This window comes from Pseudolabrys sp. FHR47 (genome assembly GCF_005153485.1).
Taxonomy (GTDB): domain Bacteria; phylum Pseudomonadota; class Alphaproteobacteria; order Rhizobiales; family Xanthobacteraceae; genus Pseudolabrys.
On record NZ_CP039740.1, the window covers coordinates 2,947,097 to 2,966,729 of the forward strand.

Here is a 19,633-nt window from a genome sequence, read left to right on the forward strand (position 1 = left end):
CTACACTCCGTTTAGCGGGAAGCGGGCCGCTCGACGGTTCTAGCACCGTCCGGGCCGCCGATAATCACAACCGACGCAAGATCGATAAACAGGCCGTGCTCCATCACGCCCGGCACCGCCGACAGCGCATGCGCGAGCGCCCGGGGGTCGTCAATCCGGCCCAGGGCGGCATCGACAATCCAGTGGCCGCCATCCGTGACGAAAGGATGGCCTTCCTTGGTCTGCCGCAGCTTCATCGGCCCCAAGCTTTGCACGCTGCCGATGGTCTTTTCGATGGCCCGTAATGTCGCGCCGAAGCCAAAGGGCACCACTTCGATGGGCAGCGCGAAAGCGCCGAGTTTATCCACCCATTTACCGGCATCGACAATGACGATCATGCGCGACGAGGCCGAGGCCACGATCTTTTCGCGCAGCAGCGCACCGCCGCCACCCTTGATCAGGCTGAAATCGGGGGCCACCTCATCGGCGCCATCGATGGTCAAATCGAGTTCGGGCGTCTCATCGAGCGTCGTCAGGGCAATACCGCAGGCCTTGGCCTGGGCATGGGTTGCCTCCGAGGTCGGTACCCCAACCACTTTCAGGCCAGCACGCACGCGCTCACCCAACAGGTCAACGAAATGCTTCGCCGTCGAACCGGTACCGAGGCCGAGGCGCATCCCCGGTTGTACATATTCAACCGCGCGCGCAGCAGCGGCCCGTTTTTGAGCTTCGGCGTCCATTCAAGCGTTTCTCGATGGTCCCGGGTCGATGCCGCCTGGAGCCGGCGGCGCTGAAAATCTGGAAGTTTTCTAGCGTTTAACGCCGGGGCTGGATAGCCGAAAATGCCGATATCACAAGCGTATTTCGGCCTTGCATCGCGCCGTCGCGGCGGCTAGCGACAAGCCATGGCTCTCCAGACCATCGTCTTCGATCTTGACGGCACCCTCGTCGAAACCGCGCCCGACCTCGTCGATACGCTTAATGTCGTGTTCGAGCGCGAAGGCATCCCGCCGGTCCCTTTCGAGGAAGCACGAACCTTCGTCGGCCATGGCGCGCGCGCCATGATCACGCGCGGACTCAACGCCGAAGGACGCACGGTGACGCCGCAGGTCCTCGACAGACTGTTCAACGACTTCATCGACTACTACACCGCGCATGTGGCCGACCGCTCCTACCCTTTTCCCGGGGTCATCGACGCGCTCGATGCCTTGAGCGAACGCGGCCATCGCCTCGCAGTCTGCACCAACAAGTTCGAGAAGCAGTCGTTGTTGTTGCTTGATGCCCTCAAGATGACGAGCCGTTTTGCAGCGATTGTCGGCCAGGACACCTTCAAGATCGCCAAGCCCGATCCTGAGGTGCTGCGGCGCACGATCCTCGCCGCGGGCGGCGATCCAGCGCATGCCATCATGATCGGCGACTCCGAGACCGACATCCTCACCGCCCGCGCAGCCGAATTGCCAGTCGTCGCGGTCGATTTCGGTTACAGCGCGGCACCGGTCTCGGATTACGGTCCGGACCGTCTGATCAGCCATTTCGAACAATTATCGGAGGCAATTGCCAGCCTTTCGCAGGGCAAATAAGGCAAAAGCCGCCATAATTATGGTTAACGCGGTAAGGTTAACAGAACCCAACTTGTTGCCACATCTTTGAGTGGCTCTTAATGTGCTTAACAAAGGGCGAGTGAATTCGCTCGCGTGGACCGGGGTTAGATGATGTACCGAGTCATTGCTGTTGCCGTCGGCGGCTTGCTTCTCGCCGGTTGTTCGTCTTCTTCGGACTTTTTCGATGGTCTGAAGCCGGGCCCGACGCTCGACACCGTCCGCTTCGAATCCGAACCGCCGGGAGCGGAAGCCAAGACCTCGAACGGCCAGACCTGCAAGACGCCCTGTGCGCTGGCGCTGCCCGTCGATGCGCCGCTGACCGTCACCTTCACCCTGCAGGGCTATCAGCCTGAGCAGGAAACGCTCGAGCCGGTCGACCAGTCCGGCAGCCTGCCGCAGTTGCGGCCGAACCCGGTGATGGTCGAACTCACCGCGGCTCCGCCAGCCAAGCCCGCCGCCAAGCCGCGCGCCCGGAAGCCGGCCGCAAAGCCCTCGACCGCCAAGCCGGCGGCGGCCAAGCCGGCAGCCGCGGCGCCCGCCCCTGCTCCGGCCGCACAACCGAGCGGCAGCTCGCCCTGGCCGGCTCCGCGCCAGCAGTGAGTTCCAAAAGACTGTCGACTTGAACCCGGCGCGCCAGATTGGCGCGCCGTTTTGCTTGTGGCTTCGTTGCACTGCGAAACAGAGCCATTGCCTGGCGCTATGGCCATGTCCCGCCGAACTGCCTATATGGAATAGGTCTACGGTGCTTCGTGATGAAGCGCCGTGACGCCTGGTACGGCAAGGAGGCTTGCGCGTGCCAACGAGTTTCGGTGGAAACGGGATTATGACATTGGCCTTCGATGCCGCATCCGGCGACTTCGGAAAGCCCCGCGCGTTGATCGACCCGTTCGCACGCGCCATTACCTATTTGCGCGTCTCCGTCACCGACCGCTGCGACTTCCGCTGCGTCTACTGCATGTCGGAGCATATGAGCTTCCTGCCGAAGGCCGACCTGCTCAGCCTCGAGGAACTCGACCGTCTGTGCAGTGCCTTCGTCGCCAAAGGCGTGAACAAGCTGCGGCTCACCGGAGGCGAACCCCTCGTCCGCCGCGGCATCATGACCTTGTTCGCATCGCTGTCGCGTCACCTGGAAAGCGGCGCGCTTAAGGAATTGACGCTCACCACCAACGCCTCGCAGCTCGAGAAATATGCGGCCGAGCTCAAGAGCTATGGCGTCGAGCGCATCAACGTGTCGCTCGACACGCTCGATGCCGACAAATTCCGCGCCATTACGCGCTGGGGCGATCTCAACAAGGTGATGGCCGGTATCGACGCCGCGCAAGCCGCCGGGCTGAAAGTCAAGATCAACGCCGTCGCGCTCAAGGGCGTCAATGAAGACGAGATCGGCGACATGATCGCCTGGGCGCATGGCCGCGGCATGGACCTGACGGTCATCGAAGTCATGCCGCTGGGTGAGGTCGGCGAAGACCGGCTCGATCAATATCTGCCGCTGTCGATGCTGCGCGCGCGGCTGGCCGAGCGCTATACGCTCGAGGATATCGACTACCAGACCGGCGGGCCTGCCCGCTATGTCCGGGTCAAGGAAACCGGCGGCCGCCTCGGCTTCATCACGCCGCTGACTCACAATTTCTGCGAATCCTGCAATCGCGTTCGGATCACCTGCACCGGCACTTTGTTCATGTGCCTGGGTCAGGAGGACGCCGCCGACCTGCGCGCACCGCTGCGGGCCTCGGAAAGCGACGAAGCGCTGCACCGCGCCATCGACGCTGCCATCCTGCGCAAGCCCAAGGGCCACGACTTTGTCATCGACCGCCGGCAGCACCGGCCGGCGCTAGCCCGTCATATGAGTGTGACCGGCGGTTGAGGCCGTCGAGCCTGCGTCAAGGTGATATTGGCGCAAAACAGGCTCATCCTGCCGTCCTTTTCACCCCTAGCCAAAAGTCCCATTGGGGCGGCCAGTTGCCGCCATTTTCACCATTGACGGCTGGCATTTCCATCGGCTTAACAGGCATGTGGACCTGCCGTCCGCATGCGTGTGGGGCGCATAAAACAGAAGTAAAATTGGTTTGCCGGCCGATCCGGCCGGCCAGAGGGGGAATTCAAAAGTGAGCGTTCTCGACGCATGGCTTAAAGGCCTGTTGCCGGTTTCCCGCGCCATCGATGCGATGACGACCTGGATCGGCAAGCGGCTGGCTTGGCTCATCCTGGCCGCCGTACTCGTATCGGCGGTGAATGCCACAGTCCGCAAACTGTTCGATACCTCCTCGAACTCCTGGCTCGAACTGCAATGGGTGCTGTTCGGAGTCGTGTTCCTGCTGTGCTCGCCGTGGACGCTGCTCGCCAACGAGCACATCCGCATCGACATCGTGAACAACCTGATGCCGAAGAGGGCACGCAACTGGATCGACGTCGTCGGCCATACGCTGTTCCTCGCGCCCTGGTGCATCCTGATGATCGTCACCGGTGCGCCGTTCTTCTGGCGCTCCTTCATGATCAACGAACAGTCCGGCAATGCCGGCGGCCTGCCGCAATGGCCATCGAAATCGCTGGTCCTGATCGGCTTCGCTTTGCTCCTCGCCCAAGGTCTCTCCGAGTTGATCAAGCGCATCGCAGTGATGCGCGGCCACATTCCCGATCCGCACGAAAGTTCGGTCAGCGCCCTCGAAGCCGAGGTCGAACGTACTGTCGAAGCGATTGAACAGCGCTAAGCGCCGCCAGCGGATCCTGGAGTAACACAATGATTGCCTTTCTGATCGAGAACATGGCTCCGATCATGTTCGTATCGCTGGTCGTGTTTCTGCTGCTGGGCTATCCGGCGGCATTCTCGCTCGCCGCGGTCGGCTTGCTGTACGCCATCATCGGCATCGAGCTCGGCCAATTTTCGCCGGACTTCCTGCAGGCCCTGCCCGAGCGCGTCTACGGCGTGATGAACAATGACACGCTGCTCGCTATTCCGTTTTTCACTTTCATGGGATTGATCCTTGAACGATCCGGCATGGCGGAGGATTTGCTCGACACCATCGGACAACTGTTCGGTACGGTGCGCGGTGGCCTTGCCTATGCGGTGGTCTTCGTCGGCGCCCTGCTCGCCGCCACCACCGGCGTGGTCGCGGCTTCGGTGATTTCGATGGGCCTGATCTCGCTGCCGATCATGCTGCGCTACGGTTACGACCGCCGCGTCGCCTCCGGCGTCATCGCCGCCTCCGGCACCCTGGCGCAGATCATTCCGCCGTCGCTGGTTCTGATCGTGATGGCCGACCAGCTCGGCAAATCGGTCGGCGACATGTACGAAGGCGCCTTCATTCCCGGCCTCGTACTGTCCGCGCTCTATGCCGGCTACATCTTCCTCGTCACCCTCGTGAAGCCGATGGCGGTGCCCGGCCTGCCGCTGGAAGCGATCGGCTTTCGGGAGCCGAGCGGTGCCCGCGGCGTCTGGCAGCTCGGCGTGCTCGTCCTGTTCTCGGGACTTGTCGCCTACTTCCTCATGACCCAGACCAATGTGCGGGGCGGCGCCGATTTCGTCATCCTGACCATGTCGGTCGGCGTGATCGTGTCGTTCCTGTGCGCTGTGTTCAACCGCGTGTTCGGTACCCGCTACTTCTACGTCAGCTTCATACTGTTCGTGGTCCTCGCAGGCGCCTGGTATTACTTCAATCACCACGGCCATCAGAACTGGGCCTTGCTGCTCGCTGCGCTGTCGGCCGGCGCGCTCTACGCGGTGATTGCCGCGCTGATCGAAAAGACGACCGGATTCCGCCTCATGACCTTGATGGCGGAGCAGACCACTTTCGTCATGGTGCCGCCGCTGTTCCTGATCTTCCTCGTGCTCGGCACCATCTTCATCGGCGTTGCGACGCCGACCGAAGGCGGCGCCATGGGCGCGGTCGGCGCGCTGGCACTGGGGGCTATGAAGCGGCGCTTGAGCTGGGATCTGATCCGCCAGGCCGTGGAATCGACGGCCAAGCTGTCGGCCTTCGTCGTCTTCATTCTGCTCGGCGCCCGCGTGTTCTCGCTGACCTTCTACGGCGTCAGCGGACACATCTGGGTCGAGCACCTGCTCACTTCGCTGCCCGGCGGCGCGACCGGCTTCCTGATCTTCGTCAACGCGCTGGTCTTCGTCCTTGCCTTCTTCCTCGACTTCTTCGAGCTGGCCTTCATCGTCATCCCGCTGCTCGGGCCAGCGGCGGAAAAGCTCGGTATCGACCTCATCTGGTTCGGCATCATCCTCGGCGTCAACATGCAGACCTCGTTCATGCATCCGCCGTTCGGCTTCGCACTGTTCTATCTGCGCTCGGTGGCGCCGAAGGAAGCCTATACGGATCGCGTCACCGGCCTGCGCATGGAGCCGGTGACCACGGGCCAGATCTACTGGGGTGCGGTGCCGTTCGTCTGCATTCAGCTCATCATGGTGGCGCTGGTGATCATCTTCCCGCAAATGGTCATGCACTACAAATCAAGCGCGTCCACCGTCGATCCGAACACCGTGAAGATCGAGGTACCGCAGTTCAACATGCCGCCGCTCGACTTCGCGCCGCCGACATTCAAATAGCGCTGCGTCGGAAAAGCCGGTCAACAAAAAACCCCGGAGCGACGCTCCGGGGTTTCTCTTTTCGTCCGTGCCGCCTGAGCGATCAGGAGCTCATCACGCGCATCATGAACTGATCGTAGCTGTTTTCAGCCAAGCGGAACCACTGATAGCTGTTCTTCGTAAAGGCCAGCATCGAGTCGTTGACCTTCTTGAAGCTTTCGTTGCTGGCCGCGGTCTCGTTGTGCAGTTCGACGGTCGCCTTGTAGGCCGCTTCCATGATCGGCTGCGAGTAAACGTGCAGCTTGGTGCCGCCGGCGATCAGGCGACGCAGCGCCTGCGGGTTGAGCGCGTCGTATTTCGCCATCATGTTGGTGTTGGCGAGATGACCGGCCTGCTCGAGGACGGCCTGGTAATGCTTCGGCAGCGCATTCCACTTGTCGAGGTTGACGAAGGCCAGCAGCATCGAGCCGCCTTCCCACCAGCCCGGCGCGTAGTAATGCGGGGCCACCTTGTAGAAGCCGAGCTTTTCATCGTCGTAGGGACCGATCCACTCGGCCGCGTCGATAGTGCCCTTCTCCAGCGCCGGATAGATGTCGCCGCCGGCGATCTGCTGCGGCACGGCGCCAAGCTTCTGCATGATCTTGCCGGCCCAGCCGCCGATACGCAGCTTGAGACCCTTGATATCGTCGACGGTGTTGATCTCCTTGCGGAACCAACCGCCCATCTGGGCGCCGGTGTTGCCGGCGAGGATGCCGCGGATGTTGTACTTCTTATAGAACTCGTTGAGCACTTCCTGACCGCCGCCCTGCATCCACCAGCCCTGGTTCAGGCGGAAGTTCGGGCCGAACGGCACCGACGTACCGAAGCCGAAGGTCGGATCTTTGCCGAAATAGTAGTACGAAGCGGTGTGGCCGATTTCGACCGTGCCGTTCTGCACGGCGTCGACGATGGCGAGGCCCGGCACGATTTCACCGGCCGCAAACGGCTGGATCTGGAACTTACCGTCGGTCGCATCCGAGACCGCTTTGCACATCACCTCAACGCCACCGTAGATGGTATCGAGGGACTTCGGCCAGCTGGCCGGCATGCGCCATTTGATTTCAGGGTTCGACTGCGCGATCGCGGGAGCCGCGACCGCCGCGCCGGCAACGCCCAAGCCGGCTGCCTGAATAAATTGACGACGTTTCATTACTGGTATCCTCCCAATGTCACTTGAAATGCGGGAGCCCCCGGACTACCCGCACATGCACCCACTGAACCGGGGGCTTGCCCGGAACATGGCGGAGACCGAAGCTTAAATCCAGCCCTTCATTGGTAAAAAGCCCCGAAAGTTAACACGGCGCGGGCCGGAGCCGGCTCGATCCAATAAGACAGGGCCGGCATTTGACGCCGGCCCTGCCCCTAGCTTCCAAACTTGGTGCAAATGATAAATTTTCAGGCAGTTTGTGGTACGGTCAGCCTTTCGCCCGGGCGCGGATCATGAAGCTGTCGTAGGTGTGCTCGGCAACCTGCCACCACAGGTATTCATTGCCGCGGTAGGCCTCCATATCGGTCAGCACCTTCTTGTAGTTGGGGTTCTTCGCCGATTCCTCGGCGTTGACCTCATTGGAGGCCTTGAGACACGCATCCATGATCTCCACCGAGTACGGCCGCAACTGCACACCATTGGCGACGAGGCGCCGCAAAGCCTGCGGATTGCGTCCGTCGTAACGCGCGGTCTGCTCGATATTCGCAGCCCCCGCCGCCGCCGTGACGATCGCCTGATAGTTCTTCGGCAACTCGTTCCACTTCGCCTGATTGATCAGAAGATGATTGGCCGAATTGCCTTCCCACCAACCCGGGTAGTAGTAGAATTTGGCGACCTTGTAGAAGCCGAGCTTCTCATCATCATACGGCCCCACCCATTCGGCGGCATCGATGGTGCCTTTCTCCAGCGCCGGATAGATGTCACCCGCCGCGATCTGCTGGGCGACGACACCAAGCTTTCCGACGGTCTTGCCGGCCCAGCCGCCGATGCGCATTTTCAGGCCCTTGAGGTCGTCGAGCGTTTTGACCTCCTTGCGGAACCAGCCGCCCATCTGGCAACCGGTATTGCCCATCGGCATGCCTTTCGTCTGATAGCCGCCGGCGAATTCATCGAAAAGCTTCTGGCCGTTGCCTTCATAGAACCAGGAGTTCTGCTGCCGCGCATTCATGCCGAAAGGTACCGAGCAGAACAACGCCCAGGTCGGATCCTTGCCGATGTAATAATAAACAGCGGTGTGCCCCATCTCGACTGTGCCGTTCTGAACCGCGTCGAGCACCTGTAGACCCGGCACGATCTCACCGGCGGCGAAGGTCTGCACCTGGAATTTGTTATCAGTCGCCTCCGAGACATATTTGGCAAACGTCTCGCACGAGCCGTACAACGTATCCAGCGACTTCGGCCAGCTCGCGGTCAAACGCCATCTGATTTCCGGCGAGGACTGAGCAATAGCGGGCGCGGCGATTGCCGACGCCGCCAGTCCGACGCCAGCCGATTTGATAAATTGCCTTCGCTTCATGAGATCGTTCTCCCTTGCCATTTTTCAGGCGGGCCCCTCGTTGCCGCCATTGATTTTTGAGTTCGTATATCGGGGGGACCTCTGAAGGATGAGCGAGGCTGAACGATAAATCCAGCAATCTAAACAACGCTGCCCACTTCGCTGCGGCGCAAAAAAAGAACCCTCGCCAAAGTGGGCGAGGGTTCCAGTGTTTTATCTTGGTCGGCGCGGGCAGGCGCCGGTCACTTCGTCAACCGCGCTGCTGGCGCGTGCGCACCATGAAGGCATCGAAGCTGAGTTCCGCGACCTGCCACCACAGATACTCGTCGCCACGGAAAGCGACCATGCTGTCGTGGACCTTCTTGAAGTCCGCGTTCTTGGCGCCGACTTCGGCGTAGGTCTCGGTCGTCGCCTTGTAGGCGGCTTCCATCACCGGCTGCGGGAACGGGCGCAGTTCGGCGCCGCTTGCAACCAGCCGCTTGATCGCGCCCGGATTCACCGCGTCATACTTCGCGGTCATCCAGTTGTGCGCCTCGGCCGAGGCCGCCTTGACGATGGCCTGGTAGGTCTTCGGCAGCGCGTTCCACTTATCGAGGTTGATGAAGTTGTGCAGCATGGCGCCGCCTTCCCACCAACCCGGATAGTAATAGTACTTCGCGACCTTGTAGAAACCGAGCTTCTCGTCGTCGTAGGGACCGACCCACTCGGCCGCGTCGATGGTGCCCTTCTCCAGCGCCGGATAGATGTCGCCACCGGCGACCACCTGCGGCACCGCGCCCATCTTCGAGAAGATCTGGCCCGCGAATCCGGCGATGCGGAATTTCAGGCCCTTCACGTCGTCGACGGTCTTGATCTCCTTGCGGAACCAGCCGCCCATCTGACAGCCGGTGTTGCCGGCCGGGAATGCGAGATAGTTGTATTTCTTGTAGAACGCGTTGGCGAGTTCGAGACCGCCGCCGAATTCCATCCACGACGACTGCATGCGCGTGTTCAGGCCGAAGGGCTGCGCCGTGAACATCGCGAAGGTCGGATCCTTGCCGACGTAGTAATATGACGCGGTGTGCGCCATCTCGACGGTGCCGTTGGTCACCGCATCCGCGGCCTGCAGCCCCGGCACGATTTCACCGGCGGCGAAGGTCTGGATCTGGAACTTGTTGTCGGTCGCCTCGGCAACCGCCTTGGCGAAGATTTCGCTGGCGCCGTAAATGGTGTCGAGCGACTTCGGGAAGCTCGAGGTCAGGCGCCACTTCACTTCGGGGCTCGACTGGGCGATGGCCGGCGCGGCGACCGCGCTCGCGGCAAGGCCCACGCCTGCCGCCCCCAGGAATTGTCGGCGTTTCATTCCATATACTCCGTTTTTTGCGAAAGTTTTGGCAGCTTTCACCGCCGCGAAACGGCGATTACTTGCGCGCCTGCTAGCCGGTCCACGCAGGGGTGACCAGCGTCATGGCTGCATTGCAAGCATGCGAGGCATCATTGTCGCAGCGGCGGAATGCGTGCCTAGACTTTCGTCTAAGTGCGGTAATGGATCACGCCTCGATGACAATCTTCGGCGCGCTGCGCGAGGGACCGCCTTTGATTTGTTCCAAAACCTTGGCGGCGATGTCGCGATAAATCTTTGCGTGCACGCCTTCCGGCTCGGTGGCGACGACGGGCAGACCGGCATCCGATTTCTCGCGGATGGTCATATGCAGCGGAACTTCGCCGAGGAACGGCACGCCCTGCCGTTCCGCTTCGTGGCGCGCGCCGCCATGGCCGAACAGATCGGAGCGCGTGCCGCATTCCGGGCAGAGGAAGTAACTCATGTTCTCGACGACGCCGAGCACCGGCACGTTGACGCGCTTGAACATGGCAACGCCGCGCCGCGCATCGATGAGCGCCAGGTCCTGCGGCGTCGAAACAATGACCGCACCCTTGAGTGGCACCTGCTGCGCCATGGTGAGCTGGGCGTCCCCGGTGCCGGGGGGCATGTCGACGACCATGACGTCGAGCCTGCCCCACTCGACCTCGCGCAGCATCTGCGTGATCGCCGACATCACCATCGGCCCACGCCAGATCATCGGCGTCTCTTCGTCGATCAGGAAACCGATCGACATCACCTTGAGGCCATATTTCTCGATCGGCTTCAGGCGCGTGCCACCGAGGGTCTCAGGCTTCTGCTTGATGTCGAGCAGCTTTGGAATAGAGGGACCGTAGATATCGGCGTCGAGCAGGCCGACTTTCAGACCGAGCGCGGCGAGACCGAGCGCGAGGTTCACCGACGTCGTGGATTTGCCAACACCGCCTTTGCCGGAAGCGACCGCGATCACCGCATCGACACCGGGGATGCCGGTCTGCGCGCCGGAGGCCTGCTTGGCGGGGCCGTGCGAGTGACCGTGAGCGTGACCCTGCGCCTGGTGTGCCGGCGCCGGGCCCTTGGCGGCCTTCTCGGCCGTGAGCGCGACCAGCGCCGAAGTGACGCCCGGCACGGCCCGCACCGCGGCCTCGGCGGCCGCGCGCACCGGCTCCCAGGCCTTCACCGCCGCCGCGTCCACGGTGATCGAGAAGAACACCTTGCCGTCCGTGGCGACGATATCGGACAGGACTTTCTCCCCGGTGAGCGGCGCGCCATTGGGCGAACGGACCTTCGCCAGAGCGCTCAAGACATCTTCCTTGCTCACCGCCATGATCGTTCCCTTTCCGCCGGCTGGACCTATTCCAAGGTCTCGTCTGCCTGCCATTTGGCCGTTTGCCGCAGCCGATGCAAGAGAGCCAGCCCCGGCGGACCTAGACGGTTGACGCGCCCGCCCCGACAATGACCTATACCGCCGGAACCGGCCCTTTGAGGGCCCGCGAGGCTTTTCGATCCGGACGACCGGGCAATTTGGGAGGACGACAATGGCGAAGGTTGCGTTTCTGGGCCTTGGGGTCATGGGCTACCCGATGGCGGGCCACCTCAAGAACAAGGGTGGCCATGACGTTACCGTCTATAACCGCACCACCGCCAAGGCCGAGAAATGGGCCGCGCAGTTCGGCGGCAAGGTCGGCAAGACTCCGGCCGAAGCCGCCAAGGACCAGGATTTCGTGATGTGCTGCGTCGGCAACGACAACGACCTGCACGAAGTCACGCTCGGCAAGGACGGTGCATTCCAGGCCATGGGCAAAGGCACCATTTTCGTCGACCACACCACCGCCTCGGCGGAGATCGCCCGCGAGCTTTATGCCGCCGCGACCAAGGCCGGCTTCGGCTTTATCGACGGTCCGGTGTCGGGTGGCCAGGCCGGCGCCGAGAACGGCGTGCTCACCGTGATGTGCGGCGGCGACGAGGCCGTCTTCAACAAGGCCAAGCCCGTGATCGACGCCTATGCCCGCGCCTGCAATCTGATGGGCGCACCGGGATCGGGCCAGCTTGCCAAGATGTGCAACCAGATCTGCATCGCCGGCGCCGTTCAGGGGCTGGCGGAAGCGTTACACTTCGCCAAGAAATCCGACCTCGACATCGAGAAGCTGATCGCCACCATTTCCAAGGGCGCGGCGCAGTCGTGGCAGATGGAGAACCGCTACAAGACCATGAGCGAAGGCAAGTTCGACTTCGGCTTCGCGGTCGACTGGATGCGCAAGGACCTGAGCATTTGTCTCGCCGAAGCGCGCAAGAACGGCGCCACCTTGCCCGTCACCGCGCTGGTCGATCAGTTCTACGCCGACGTGCAGAAGATGGGCGGCAGCCGCTGGGATACGTCGAGCCTGCTGGCAAGGCTGGAGCGGAAGTAGCGACTTCTCCCTCTCCCCGCTTTCGGGGAGAGGGTAACGGCCCTGCCCCTGGCGCACTTGTCACCTGCGGCGGCAGCCGTTAGGGCACGGCCATGGCTGTCATCTACTCCACCATGGCGTTCGTTGAGATCATCGCCCTGTTTGCGTCGCTCATCGCGCTCGCCGTCTATATCGTGCGCGCGATCGTCCGCGCCTTCACCGAGCCAAAACTGCCGCCGCCAAAAAAGGAAGACCTGCGCCATCTCAAGCGCGCGGGGCAATCGGGGCCTTATTGAGCGGCTCACTAGTCATCCTCCGCGAAAGCGGAGGATCCAGCACTGCAACAAGAACTGGATCCCCGCCTACGCGGGGATGACGGGTGTTGATTCAGCGGGCAATGACCGCGCTTGATTTAGAATTCCATCTTCAATCCATCTTCCGCGATCAGTACGCCGCCGGCCCTCACCTCGTCGAGGCGCGACAGCATGGTCGGATTCATGTGCGTGACCATGGTCTGCTTCGCGCCGAGATCGCCAAGGCGCGGCTGCAACACTTCCCAGGTCAGATGGCCGGTCAGCTTGCCGGCAAAGGCGTAGCATTCGCAGATGAACAGGTCGGCATCGCGCGCGATCGGCAGCAGCGCGTCGGTCCATTCGGTATCGCCGGAATAAGCGAACGTCTTCTCGCCATCGCTAAGACGCAGCGCCGTCGATGGCGCGCCGGACTGATGGATGACTTCAGCCGTGATGACCGAATGGCCGAGCACATCGTCGGCGACGCCGACGTCGATTTCCTTGACCTGCCAGGCGAACTTCCATTTCGAACCGGTGGATTTGGGAAAGAACACTTCCATCGCGGCCTCGAGACGCGCTTTGGTGCCCGGCGGTCCGGCGATCAGTAACGGCCGCTCACGCCGCGCCAGGAACTGCGCGTCGAGCAGGAAGAACGGCAGGCCGCCGAAGTGATCGCCATGCAGATGCGAAATCACGATGGCGTCGATGCTATTGCGATCGACGTTCTGCGCGTTCAGCGCCGGCAGCACCGACGCGCCGCAATCGATGAGTAGCGTCGCCTTCGCGGTCTTGAGCATGAAACAGGTGTTGTAACGGCCGCCGGAGCCGAAGGCATCGCCCGAGCCGATGATGGTGAGGTTCATGGAGAAATACTCTAATAGTGAACGGAAGACGCTTTCTTACCCTCTCCCATTGGGAGAGGGTCGCGAGCGATAGCGAGCGGGGTGAGGGGTTACAAACTATCGCAGGCTATAACCCCTCACCCGCCCGCCTTCGGCGGTCGACCTCTCCCAATGGGAGAGGTGAAGAACTACGCCTTCGCGCTGGGCCTTGCCGACACCGCCGCGTGCCAGCGCTTTACGTTGGTCAATTCGTCCGGCACTGCCAGCTTCGGCACCTTCATGAAATCGATGGTCACCTGCGCGGTGATGTCGGCGATCGAATAGCGCTCGCCGGCGATGAATTCATGCTCGGCAAGCTGCCGGTCCAGAATGGCAAGGAAGTCGAACACGCGCGGCCGGTTGGCCTCGGCCCAGGCCGGTACCTGCGGGACTTCCAGCTCCTTCATCGCCGGGTGCAGATGGCGGAAGACCTGGGCCACGGTCGCGAACAGATTGTTCTCGACCCGCCGGCTCCACATTTCGGTGAGACCGATCTCGACCGGCCCCTGCCCGAACAGCGGCGGTTCCGGCCGCAGCGCCTCGAAATAGCGGCAGATCGCCAGCGACTCGCAAATGACGGTGCCGTCGTCGAGGACCAGCGCCGGCATGCGCTGCAGCGGGTTGATGGCCGTATATTCGGGCGTCTTGTGCTCCATCTTCATCATGTCGACCTGCTCGGTCGGCACTTCGATGCCCTTTTCGGCGAGAAAAATGCGGGTCCGGCGCGGATTGGGCGCGCCTTTGGCGTCATAAAGCTTCATGGGTGGCGTTTCCGGCAGGTTTGGCTGGTGTCGGCGTTTCTTGTGCGGCGCGAGCCGAACACAGGCTGCAATGGCTGTCAAAAGCCAAAGGTTAAGGCTCATTAACCTGCGGGGATTTTCGCCTTTTAAGGCCGGTCTTAAGAATTTTGCGCGACGGTGCCGGCTAATAATTTCGCGTTTCGGTAGCGTCATTTAGTCCGTGATTTTGGTGCCATGGTTCCTGGCGAGCAACCCGACCTGACCGCGCTGCCGCCGCAAAGCTCGCCGGTGAAGCGCAGGCTGGCCGCGCAGTATGTGCGCGACGCCCGCGACCGCCTGACCTCGACGTCGGGCACGCGGCCGGTCTTCGACGTCGAACTGCTGCGCCAATACGCCCAGAACCGCCTCTCCGCCTCGCTCGTCATCCTGCTGCTGGTCGCCACCGTCGGCTTCCTGTCGAGCCTTTGGACGGGCGCGGTCGCGGCCGGCGCGTGGACCGCCTCGGTGCTGGTCATCCATGCGGTGATCGTGACCAAGTGCCGACAGTTGCTCGCGCTGCCAGTGTCCGCGGTGGACGCGCGGGCCTGGCGCTTCCGCTTCGTCATGCTCGACCTGTTCTACGGTCTGGCCTGGATGTTCGTGCTGATCCATCCAGTCGGCACCGACGAGAACTCCGGCACGTTCATGCTGTTCGTGATGCTGCTCGTCGTCGCGGTGTCGAGCATGCTGGCGTCCAGCCTGCCGATCGCGGCTTTCGCCGCGACTTTCCCGGTAACGGCCGCGATCGCGCTCAACTTCGCCCTGCTCGGCACGTTGCGCGACTCCATCCTCGCCATCATGGCAGTGACCGCACAGGGCTACTTCGCCATTCTGGCCTACCGGCTCTATTCGACCACGCTGGCGACGCTGGAGGCGCGCGCCGAGAAGGACGCCCTGATCGGCGAACTCGAGCAGGCCAAGATGATCTCCGACGAGGCGCGCCAGCGCGCCGAAGCCGCCAATGTGTCGAAGTCGCGCTTCCTGGCGCAGATGAGCCACGAGCTGCGCACGCCGCTCAACGCCATTCTCGGCTTCTCCGAAGTGATGAAGACCGAAGTGTTCGGCGAACATTCGGTCGCCGCCTACAAGGAATATTCATCCGACATTCATTCGTCGGGCGTGCATCTGCTCGGCCTCATTAATGAAATTCTCGATCTGTCGCGCATCGAGGCCGGCCGCTACGAACTCAACGAAGAGAGCGTGTCGCTGGTCGGCATCGTCGAGGACTGTCATCATCTGCTCAAACTGCGCGCCACCAATCGCGGCATCAATCTGCACGAGGTTTACGAGCAGGGCCTGCCGCGGCTGTGGGCCGACGAGCGCGCCATCCGCCAGATCTGTCTCAATCTCTTGTCCAACGCTATCAAGTTCACGCCGCAGGGCGGCGACATCTGGCTCAAGGTTGGCTGGACCGCGTCGGGCGGCCAGTACATGAGCGTGACCGACACCGGCGCCGGCATTCCGGAAGAGGAAATCCCGGTGGTGCTGGCCTCGTTCGGCCAGGGCTCGAACTCGATCAAGTCGGCCGAACAGGGTGCCGGCCTCGGGCTACCGATCGCCAAGAGCCTCGTGGACCTGCACGGCGGCACCTTCACGCTGCGCTCCAAGCTGCGCATCGGCACCGAAGTCATTGTCACGTTCCCGCCGGAGCGCGTGGTCGCGGCGATGGCGCCAATGGCGGAGCCGGCCCCACCGATCGCGCCCCAGGCGCCGGCGCCGGGTGAACCCATCCTCAATGACGACGAGCGTCGCCGCCTGCGCCAGCGGCCGCTGTTCCGCGCCGGGACGTGATGATTGCCGGCGTTGCAGAATTCGGCGCGGCAATTCCGCGATTGCGTTCCGGCGAACGCTCTCTATGTTCCGGACAGGGTGCTTCGCCGCCCCATTCCAGAGACCGCGATGATCGAAAGTGCTTTGATCGAAAGTCCCTGCGTGAAAATCTGTATGCTCGATGCGCAGCGCAGGCTGTGCCTCGGCTGCGGCCGCACCGTGGACGAAATCGCCCGCTGGGCCGGCATGACGCCGGACGATCGCCGCCGCGTGATGAACGCACTTCCCGAACGACTCGCTGCCTTCAATGCCTCGCAAGAATTCACCGGATAGGCCGGCCATGAGCCGGCGCATCACCTGGATCTTCATCGCCGGCGTGGCGCTGTCGCTGGCGGCGCTGATCGCGATGCAGGACAGCGACCCGATCGCCGGGCTGCTGCGCCGCGACGTGGCGTCGCTGAGCGTGAAGCTGGTGCTGCTGGTCTTCGTCGGCGGGCTCGTCGTCGTCATGTTCCGCGATCGCATCGCCAAGGCGTTCGAGGCAATTGCGTTCTGGGGCGTGCTCGGGCTGGTGCTGGTGGTCGGCTACACCTATCGCTTCGAATTGCGCGACGTCGCCGACCGCGTCATCGCCGAAGTGGTTCCGGGCTATGTCGCGCGCCACGGCCAGGACGCCGAAGTGGTTCGCGGCGGCGACGGCGACTTTGCGCTGACGGCGCATGTCAACGGCGCGCGCGTGCCGATGGTGGTCGATACCGGCGCCTCGTCCGTGGTGCTGACGCAGGAAGCCGCCAAGGCCTCGGGCCTGCCGATCGAAATCCTGAACTACACCGTCAATGTCGACACCGCGAACGGCCGCACCCGCGCCGCGCCCGTCACGCTGGAGCGTATCGTGGTCGGCGGCCTGATCGAGCGCTCGGTGCCGGCTTTGGTGGCGCAGCAGGGTCAGCTCAAGCAGTCGCTGCTCGGCATGAGCTTTCTCAACCGGCTCGATAGCTGGGAAGTACGCGGCAACAAGCTGCGTATGCGCGGCACGCCTTAGCGACGGTGAGCGTCAGAACAAACTGACGAGAAACCGCGTGCCGACCAGCAGCAGGAAGCAGGCGAAGGCCACTTCCAGATGGCGGCGCGATAGGCCGTGCGCCAGCTGGACGCCATAGCTCGTCATGTAGGCGGCCACCGGCGCCATCAGCACGAAGCCCGGCAGCGACACGAAGCCGAGCGACAAAGGCGGCAACTCGCTCAAATGCGGCCAGCCGGCGATGATGTAGCCGATGGTGCCGACGACGGTGATCGGCACGCCGAGCCCGGCGGACGTCGCCACCGCGCGATGAATCGGTTGGCCGTAAAGCGTAAGGATCGCGGTGGAGAAGCCGCCGCCCGAGACGCCGACCAGCGACGACAGCGCGCCCATGGCAAAGCCGTAGAGCGACAGCACGACACGGCCGGGCAGTTCGGTGCCGAGGTTGCCGCGGTGGGTGCCGAACAGCATCTTCGCCGCCATCAGCGCGCAGAAGGTGACAAAAGCGATCTTGAACACTTCGGCCGGCGCGAAGGAGGCCGCGGCCGAGCCGATGACGATGCCGGCCACCGCCGCCGGCGTCCACAGCCGCAGCAGGCCCGGGATCACCGCGCCTTTTTTCTGGTGCACCGAATAGGAGCGCAACGTCGTCGGCACGATGATCGCCAGCGAGGTGCCAACGCAGAGCTGCATGCGCAGATCGGCCGGCACGTCCATGAAGCGGAAGACTTCGTAGAGGATCGGCACAATGACGCCGCCGCCGCCGACGCCGAACAGACCGGCGAGAAAGCCGGTGATGACGCCGCCGACAATAATGAGCACTGCCAGCCAGGCGAGCTCGGAAACGGGATAGCCCATCAGCATGGAAGGTCCGGCAGGAACGGCGCAGGCGGGAAAATCAGGCAGCAAAAACTGCTAGGCAGCGATGTGCGCCATATCGGCAGGCGTGTCCACCAGCAGCGCCAGCGCATCAGCCATGACCGCCGCGGAAGCGCCGGGCTTGACCGCCTCAACCGAGAGGTGCCGGCGGAAGGCACGCGCCCCGGGCACGGCGCGGAACAGGCCGAGGACGTGGCGCGTGATGGAATTGAGCCGCACGCCCTTGGCCATCTCGCGCTCGATATAGGGAATCAGCGCCTCGGCCGCCGCCTTGGCCGAGGCGAACGGGGCCGGCTCGCCATAGAACATCGGATCGACGTCGAGGAGCCGCCACGGCTCCTGATAGGCGGCGCGGCCGAGCATGACGCCATCGAGCTGGCCCATGTTCTCGCGCGCCTGCTCGAGGCAGCCGAGCCCGCCATTGAGGACAATCGGCCAGTCCAGGTGCGCCGCCTTGAGACGGTGCACGATGGCGTAGTCGAGCGGCGGGACTTCGCGGTTCTCCTTCGGCGACAGACCTTGCAGCCACGCCTTGCGCGCGTGGACAATGAGCGCATCGGCGCCAGCTTTCTTCACCTCGCCGGCGAAGGCAAACAACACCTCTTCCGGCTCCTGATCGTCGACGCCAATGCGGCACTTGACCGTGACCGGCACTTTCACCGCCGCCTTCATCGCGGCAACGCTGTCGGCGACCAGTTGGGGTTCGAGCATCAAGCAGGCGCCGAAGCGGCCTTCCTGGACGCGGTCGGAAGGACAGCCGACATTGAGATTGATCTCGTCATAGCCGAAGCCCTCGCCGATCCGGGCGCTCTCGGCCAGCGCCGCCGGATCGCTGCCGCCCAGTTGCAGCGCGATGGGATGCTCGGCCGCATCGAAACCGAGCAGCCGCTGCCGGTCGCCATGGATCACAGCACCGGTCGTTACCATCTCGGTATAAAGAAGCGCCCGGCGCGTCATGAGGCGATGGAAGAACCGGCAGTGCCGGTCCGTCCAATCCATCATGGGGGCGATACTGAAGCGTCTTTGCGGCATTTTCCGAGGCTTTTGAGGCGATTTCGACTCCGCTGGAGCGGCGTCGACCGTCCGATTGCCTCTCATTACGGCTTATTGGCGCTCATTTCCACCCCAGCAAAATTGGATCTGGCGTCGCCCCCGGCAAATGAAATGCAGCCTTACACGTCCGCACAGGCCGAAATTAGAATGCCAGTCGGCACCTCATCAAAGTAGAAGCGAAATTTCTAAGGGCAACCACGGTACGACAAACGCATGAGACTAGGCGCCCTGCTCTCTTAAAATCGGAATCGGTGAACGAGTCGGCCCCTCAACAAGTCCCGCAAATTGCTCACCCCTTCTTCCCGAAAGCGGACATTCGCAGCTCACTGCGGCATACCCGCTAAGGGCCATAGCCGGACTTAGATCATCCGTGTCACGCCAGTGGCCCGACGCCGCAACCCTGCCTCATTCCTCTTTGAACCCGAGCTGCATTTCATTACCCTTGGCGCCGTAATACTTGAACGGCAGGAACTTGCCGGTCACCAGGATCGGCGACATGCCACCGATCGCTTCGCAGATATATTTCCAGGTCCAGCCTTTGTCGCGTTTGATGTCGAGAAGCTTTTCCGTCAGCCCTTCGCGAGTCATGGGCATCTCC

General features: G+C 62.9%; 19 protein-coding genes and 1 pseudogene. 10 read left to right on the forward strand and 10 right to left on the reverse strand.

Going from position 1 to position 19,633, the window contains the following annotated elements; translation table 11 throughout:
- Positions 1-11: 11 nt before the first annotated feature.
- A complete protein-coding gene (gene rpiA, locus E8Q40_RS14490; RefSeq protein ID WP_137045215.1) occupies positions 12-719 on the reverse strand; it encodes a ribose-5-phosphate isomerase RpiA in 708 nt (235 codons plus the stop codon).
- Positions 720-884: 165 nt separating this feature from the next.
- On the opposite strand from rpiA, the gene E8Q40_RS14495 reads away from it, so the two are divergent.
- From E8Q40_RS14495 to E8Q40_RS14515, 5 genes are all read left to right on the forward strand, one after another.
- Positions 885-1,559, forward strand: a complete 675-nt coding sequence (locus tag E8Q40_RS14495) for an HAD-IA family hydrolase (RefSeq protein WP_137045216.1) — start codon at positions 885-887, stop codon at positions 1,557-1,559.
- A 129-nt stretch (positions 1,560-1,688) separates the two neighbouring features.
- On the forward strand, positions 1,689-2,180 hold the full coding sequence (locus E8Q40_RS14500) for a hypothetical protein (RefSeq protein WP_205995526.1): 492 nt from the start codon (positions 1,689-1,691) through the stop codon (positions 2,178-2,180).
- A 223-nt stretch (positions 2,181-2,403) separates the two neighbouring features.
- Complete coding sequence (gene moaA / locus E8Q40_RS14505) at positions 2,404-3,444, forward strand: GTP 3',8-cyclase MoaA (RefSeq protein WP_137045217.1); 1,041 nt, start codon at positions 2,404-2,406, stop codon at positions 3,442-3,444.
- Positions 3,445-3,745: 301 nt separating this feature from the next.
- Positions 3,746-4,288: a TRAP transporter small permease subunit gene (locus tag E8Q40_RS14510; RefSeq protein ID WP_137046740.1), complete on the forward strand. Its 543-nt coding sequence runs from the start codon at positions 3,746-3,748 to the stop codon at positions 4,286-4,288.
- 29 nt (positions 4,289-4,317) lie between these two features.
- Positions 4,318-6,129, forward strand: a complete 1,812-nt coding sequence (locus tag E8Q40_RS14515; RefSeq protein WP_137045218.1) for a TRAP transporter large permease subunit — start codon at positions 4,318-4,320, stop codon at positions 6,127-6,129.
- 82 nt (positions 6,130-6,211) lie between these two features.
- Here E8Q40_RS14515 and E8Q40_RS14520 read toward each other — a convergent pair whose 3' ends face one another.
- From E8Q40_RS14520 to E8Q40_RS14535, 4 genes are all read right to left on the reverse strand, one after another.
- Positions 6,212-7,297 (reverse strand): TRAP transporter substrate-binding protein, encoded by a 1,086-nt coding sequence (locus tag E8Q40_RS14520; RefSeq protein ID WP_137045219.1) that lies wholly within the window; start codon positions 7,295-7,297, stop codon positions 6,212-6,214.
- Positions 7,298-7,562: 265 nt separating this feature from the next.
- Positions 7,563-8,651, reverse strand: a complete 1,089-nt coding sequence (locus tag E8Q40_RS14525; protein ID WP_137045220.1) for a TRAP transporter substrate-binding protein — start codon at positions 8,649-8,651, stop codon at positions 7,563-7,565.
- Between the two features lie 229 nt (positions 8,652-8,880).
- Complete coding sequence (locus E8Q40_RS14530) at positions 8,881-9,972, reverse strand: TRAP transporter substrate-binding protein (RefSeq protein WP_137045221.1); 1,092 nt, start codon at positions 9,970-9,972, stop codon at positions 8,881-8,883.
- Between the two features lie 187 nt (positions 9,973-10,159).
- Positions 10,160-11,296 (reverse strand): Mrp/NBP35 family ATP-binding protein, encoded by a 1,137-nt coding sequence (locus E8Q40_RS14535; protein WP_137045222.1) that lies wholly within the window; start codon positions 11,294-11,296, stop codon positions 10,160-10,162.
- Positions 11,297-11,507: 211 nt separating this feature from the next.
- Between E8Q40_RS14535 and E8Q40_RS14540 the strand changes: the two genes are divergently transcribed.
- Both E8Q40_RS14540 and E8Q40_RS14545 read left to right on the forward strand, forming a co-directional pair.
- Positions 11,508-12,380 carry an NAD(P)-dependent oxidoreductase gene (locus tag E8Q40_RS14540; RefSeq protein WP_137045223.1) on the forward strand — a complete coding sequence of 291 codons (873 nt, stop codon included), beginning with the start codon at positions 11,508-11,510 and terminating at the stop codon, positions 12,378-12,380.
- A gap of 92 nt (positions 12,381-12,472) precedes the next feature.
- Positions 12,473-12,655 (forward strand): hypothetical protein, encoded by a 183-nt coding sequence (locus E8Q40_RS14545; RefSeq protein ID WP_137045224.1) that lies wholly within the window; start codon positions 12,473-12,475, stop codon positions 12,653-12,655.
- Between the two features lie 116 nt (positions 12,656-12,771).
- Here E8Q40_RS14545 and E8Q40_RS14550 read toward each other — a convergent pair whose 3' ends face one another.
- Positions 12,772-13,515: an MBL fold metallo-hydrolase gene (locus tag E8Q40_RS14550; protein WP_137045225.1), complete on the reverse strand. Its 744-nt coding sequence runs from the start codon at positions 13,513-13,515 to the stop codon at positions 12,772-12,774.
- A 167-nt stretch (positions 13,516-13,682) separates the two neighbouring features.
- Positions 13,683-14,294 (reverse strand): glutathione S-transferase family protein, encoded by a 612-nt coding sequence (locus E8Q40_RS14555; protein ID WP_137045226.1) that lies wholly within the window; start codon positions 14,292-14,294, stop codon positions 13,683-13,685.
- 213 nt (positions 14,295-14,507) lie between these two features.
- Between E8Q40_RS14555 and E8Q40_RS14560 the strand changes: the two genes are divergently transcribed.
- The 3 genes from E8Q40_RS14560 (at position 14,508) to E8Q40_RS14570 (ending at position 17,124) form a co-directional block, all read left to right on the forward strand.
- Positions 14,508-16,103, forward strand: coding sequence for a HAMP domain-containing sensor histidine kinase (locus tag E8Q40_RS14560; RefSeq protein WP_137045227.1), 1,596 nt, complete (start codon positions 14,508-14,510; stop codon positions 16,101-16,103).
- Positions 16,104-16,211: 108 nt separating this feature from the next.
- On the forward strand, positions 16,212-16,415 hold the full coding sequence (locus tag E8Q40_RS14565) for a DUF1289 domain-containing protein (protein ID WP_246662851.1): 204 nt from the start codon (positions 16,212-16,214) through the stop codon (positions 16,413-16,415).
- Between the two features lie 7 nt (positions 16,416-16,422).
- On the forward strand, positions 16,423-17,124 hold the full coding sequence (locus E8Q40_RS14570; protein WP_246662852.1) for a TIGR02281 family clan AA aspartic protease: 702 nt from the start codon (positions 16,423-16,425) through the stop codon (positions 17,122-17,124).
- A 12-nt stretch (positions 17,125-17,136) separates the two neighbouring features.
- Here the strand turns inward: E8Q40_RS14570 and E8Q40_RS14575 are convergent, their stop codons facing one another.
- The 3 genes and pseudogenes from E8Q40_RS14575 to E8Q40_RS22240 all read right to left on the reverse strand — a co-directional run.
- Positions 17,137-17,967 carry a sulfite exporter TauE/SafE family protein gene (locus E8Q40_RS14575; protein ID WP_137045228.1) on the reverse strand — a complete coding sequence of 277 codons (831 nt, stop codon included), beginning with the start codon at positions 17,965-17,967 and terminating at the stop codon, positions 17,137-17,139.
- Positions 17,968-18,018: 51 nt separating this feature from the next.
- Positions 18,019-18,984: a tRNA dihydrouridine(20/20a) synthase DusA gene (gene dusA / locus E8Q40_RS14580; RefSeq protein ID WP_246662853.1), complete on the reverse strand. Its 966-nt coding sequence runs from the start codon at positions 18,982-18,984 to the stop codon at positions 18,019-18,021.
- 516 nt (positions 18,985-19,500) lie between these two features.
- Positions 19,501-19,623: pseudogene (locus tag E8Q40_RS22240) on the reverse strand (cyanase); the annotation flags it as partial.
- Between the last annotated feature and the right edge of the window lie 10 nt (positions 19,624-19,633).

What these genes read in the sequence shown, in the direction of transcription:
- rpiA (WP_137045215.1), bottom strand. Translation starts at nt 719, where the DNA reads ATGGACGCCGAAGCTCAAAAACGGGCCGCTGCTGCGCGCGCGGTTGAA.
- E8Q40_RS14495 (WP_137045216.1), top strand. Translation starts at nt 885, where the DNA reads ATGGCTCTCCAGACCATCGTCTTCGATCTTGACGGCACCCTCGTCGAA.
- E8Q40_RS14500 (WP_205995526.1), top strand. Translation starts at nt 1,689, where the DNA reads ATGATGTACCGAGTCATTGCTGTTGCCGTCGGCGGCTTGCTTCTCGCC.
- moaA (WP_137045217.1), top strand. Translation starts at nt 2,404, where the DNA reads ATGACATTGGCCTTCGATGCCGCATCCGGCGACTTCGGAAAGCCCCGC.
- E8Q40_RS14510 (WP_137046740.1), top strand. Translation starts at nt 3,746, where the DNA reads ATGACGACCTGGATCGGCAAGCGGCTGGCTTGGCTCATCCTGGCCGCC.
- E8Q40_RS14515 (WP_137045218.1), top strand. Translation starts at nt 4,318, where the DNA reads ATGATTGCCTTTCTGATCGAGAACATGGCTCCGATCATGTTCGTATCG.
- E8Q40_RS14520 (WP_137045219.1), bottom strand. Translation starts at nt 7,297, where the DNA reads ATGAAACGTCGTCAATTTATTCAGGCAGCCGGCTTGGGCGTTGCCGGC.
- E8Q40_RS14525 (WP_137045220.1), bottom strand. Translation starts at nt 8,651, where the DNA reads ATGAAGCGAAGGCAATTTATCAAATCGGCTGGCGTCGGACTGGCGGCG.
- E8Q40_RS14530 (WP_137045221.1), bottom strand. Translation starts at nt 9,972, where the DNA reads ATGAAACGCCGACAATTCCTGGGGGCGGCAGGCGTGGGCCTTGCCGCG.
- E8Q40_RS14535 (WP_137045222.1), bottom strand. Translation starts at nt 11,296, where the DNA reads ATGGCGGTGAGCAAGGAAGATGTCTTGAGCGCTCTGGCGAAGGTCCGT.
- E8Q40_RS14540 (WP_137045223.1), top strand. Translation starts at nt 11,508, where the DNA reads ATGGCGAAGGTTGCGTTTCTGGGCCTTGGGGTCATGGGCTACCCGATG.
- E8Q40_RS14545 (WP_137045224.1), top strand. Translation starts at nt 12,473, where the DNA reads ATGGCTGTCATCTACTCCACCATGGCGTTCGTTGAGATCATCGCCCTG.
- E8Q40_RS14550 (WP_137045225.1), bottom strand. Translation starts at nt 13,515, where the DNA reads ATGAACCTCACCATCATCGGCTCGGGCGATGCCTTCGGCTCCGGCGGC.
- E8Q40_RS14555 (WP_137045226.1), bottom strand. Translation starts at nt 14,294, where the DNA reads ATGAAGCTTTATGACGCCAAAGGCGCGCCCAATCCGCGCCGGACCCGC.
- E8Q40_RS14560 (WP_137045227.1), top strand. Translation starts at nt 14,508, where the DNA reads ATGGTTCCTGGCGAGCAACCCGACCTGACCGCGCTGCCGCCGCAAAGC.
- E8Q40_RS14565 (WP_246662851.1), top strand. Translation starts at nt 16,212, where the DNA reads ATGATCGAAAGTGCTTTGATCGAAAGTCCCTGCGTGAAAATCTGTATG.
- E8Q40_RS14570 (WP_246662852.1), top strand. Translation starts at nt 16,423, where the DNA reads ATGAGCCGGCGCATCACCTGGATCTTCATCGCCGGCGTGGCGCTGTCG.
- E8Q40_RS14575 (WP_137045228.1), bottom strand. Translation starts at nt 17,967, where the DNA reads ATGCTGATGGGCTATCCCGTTTCCGAGCTCGCCTGGCTGGCAGTGCTC.
- dusA (WP_246662853.1), bottom strand. Translation starts at nt 18,984, where the DNA reads ATGATGGATTGGACGGACCGGCACTGCCGGTTCTTCCATCGCCTCATG.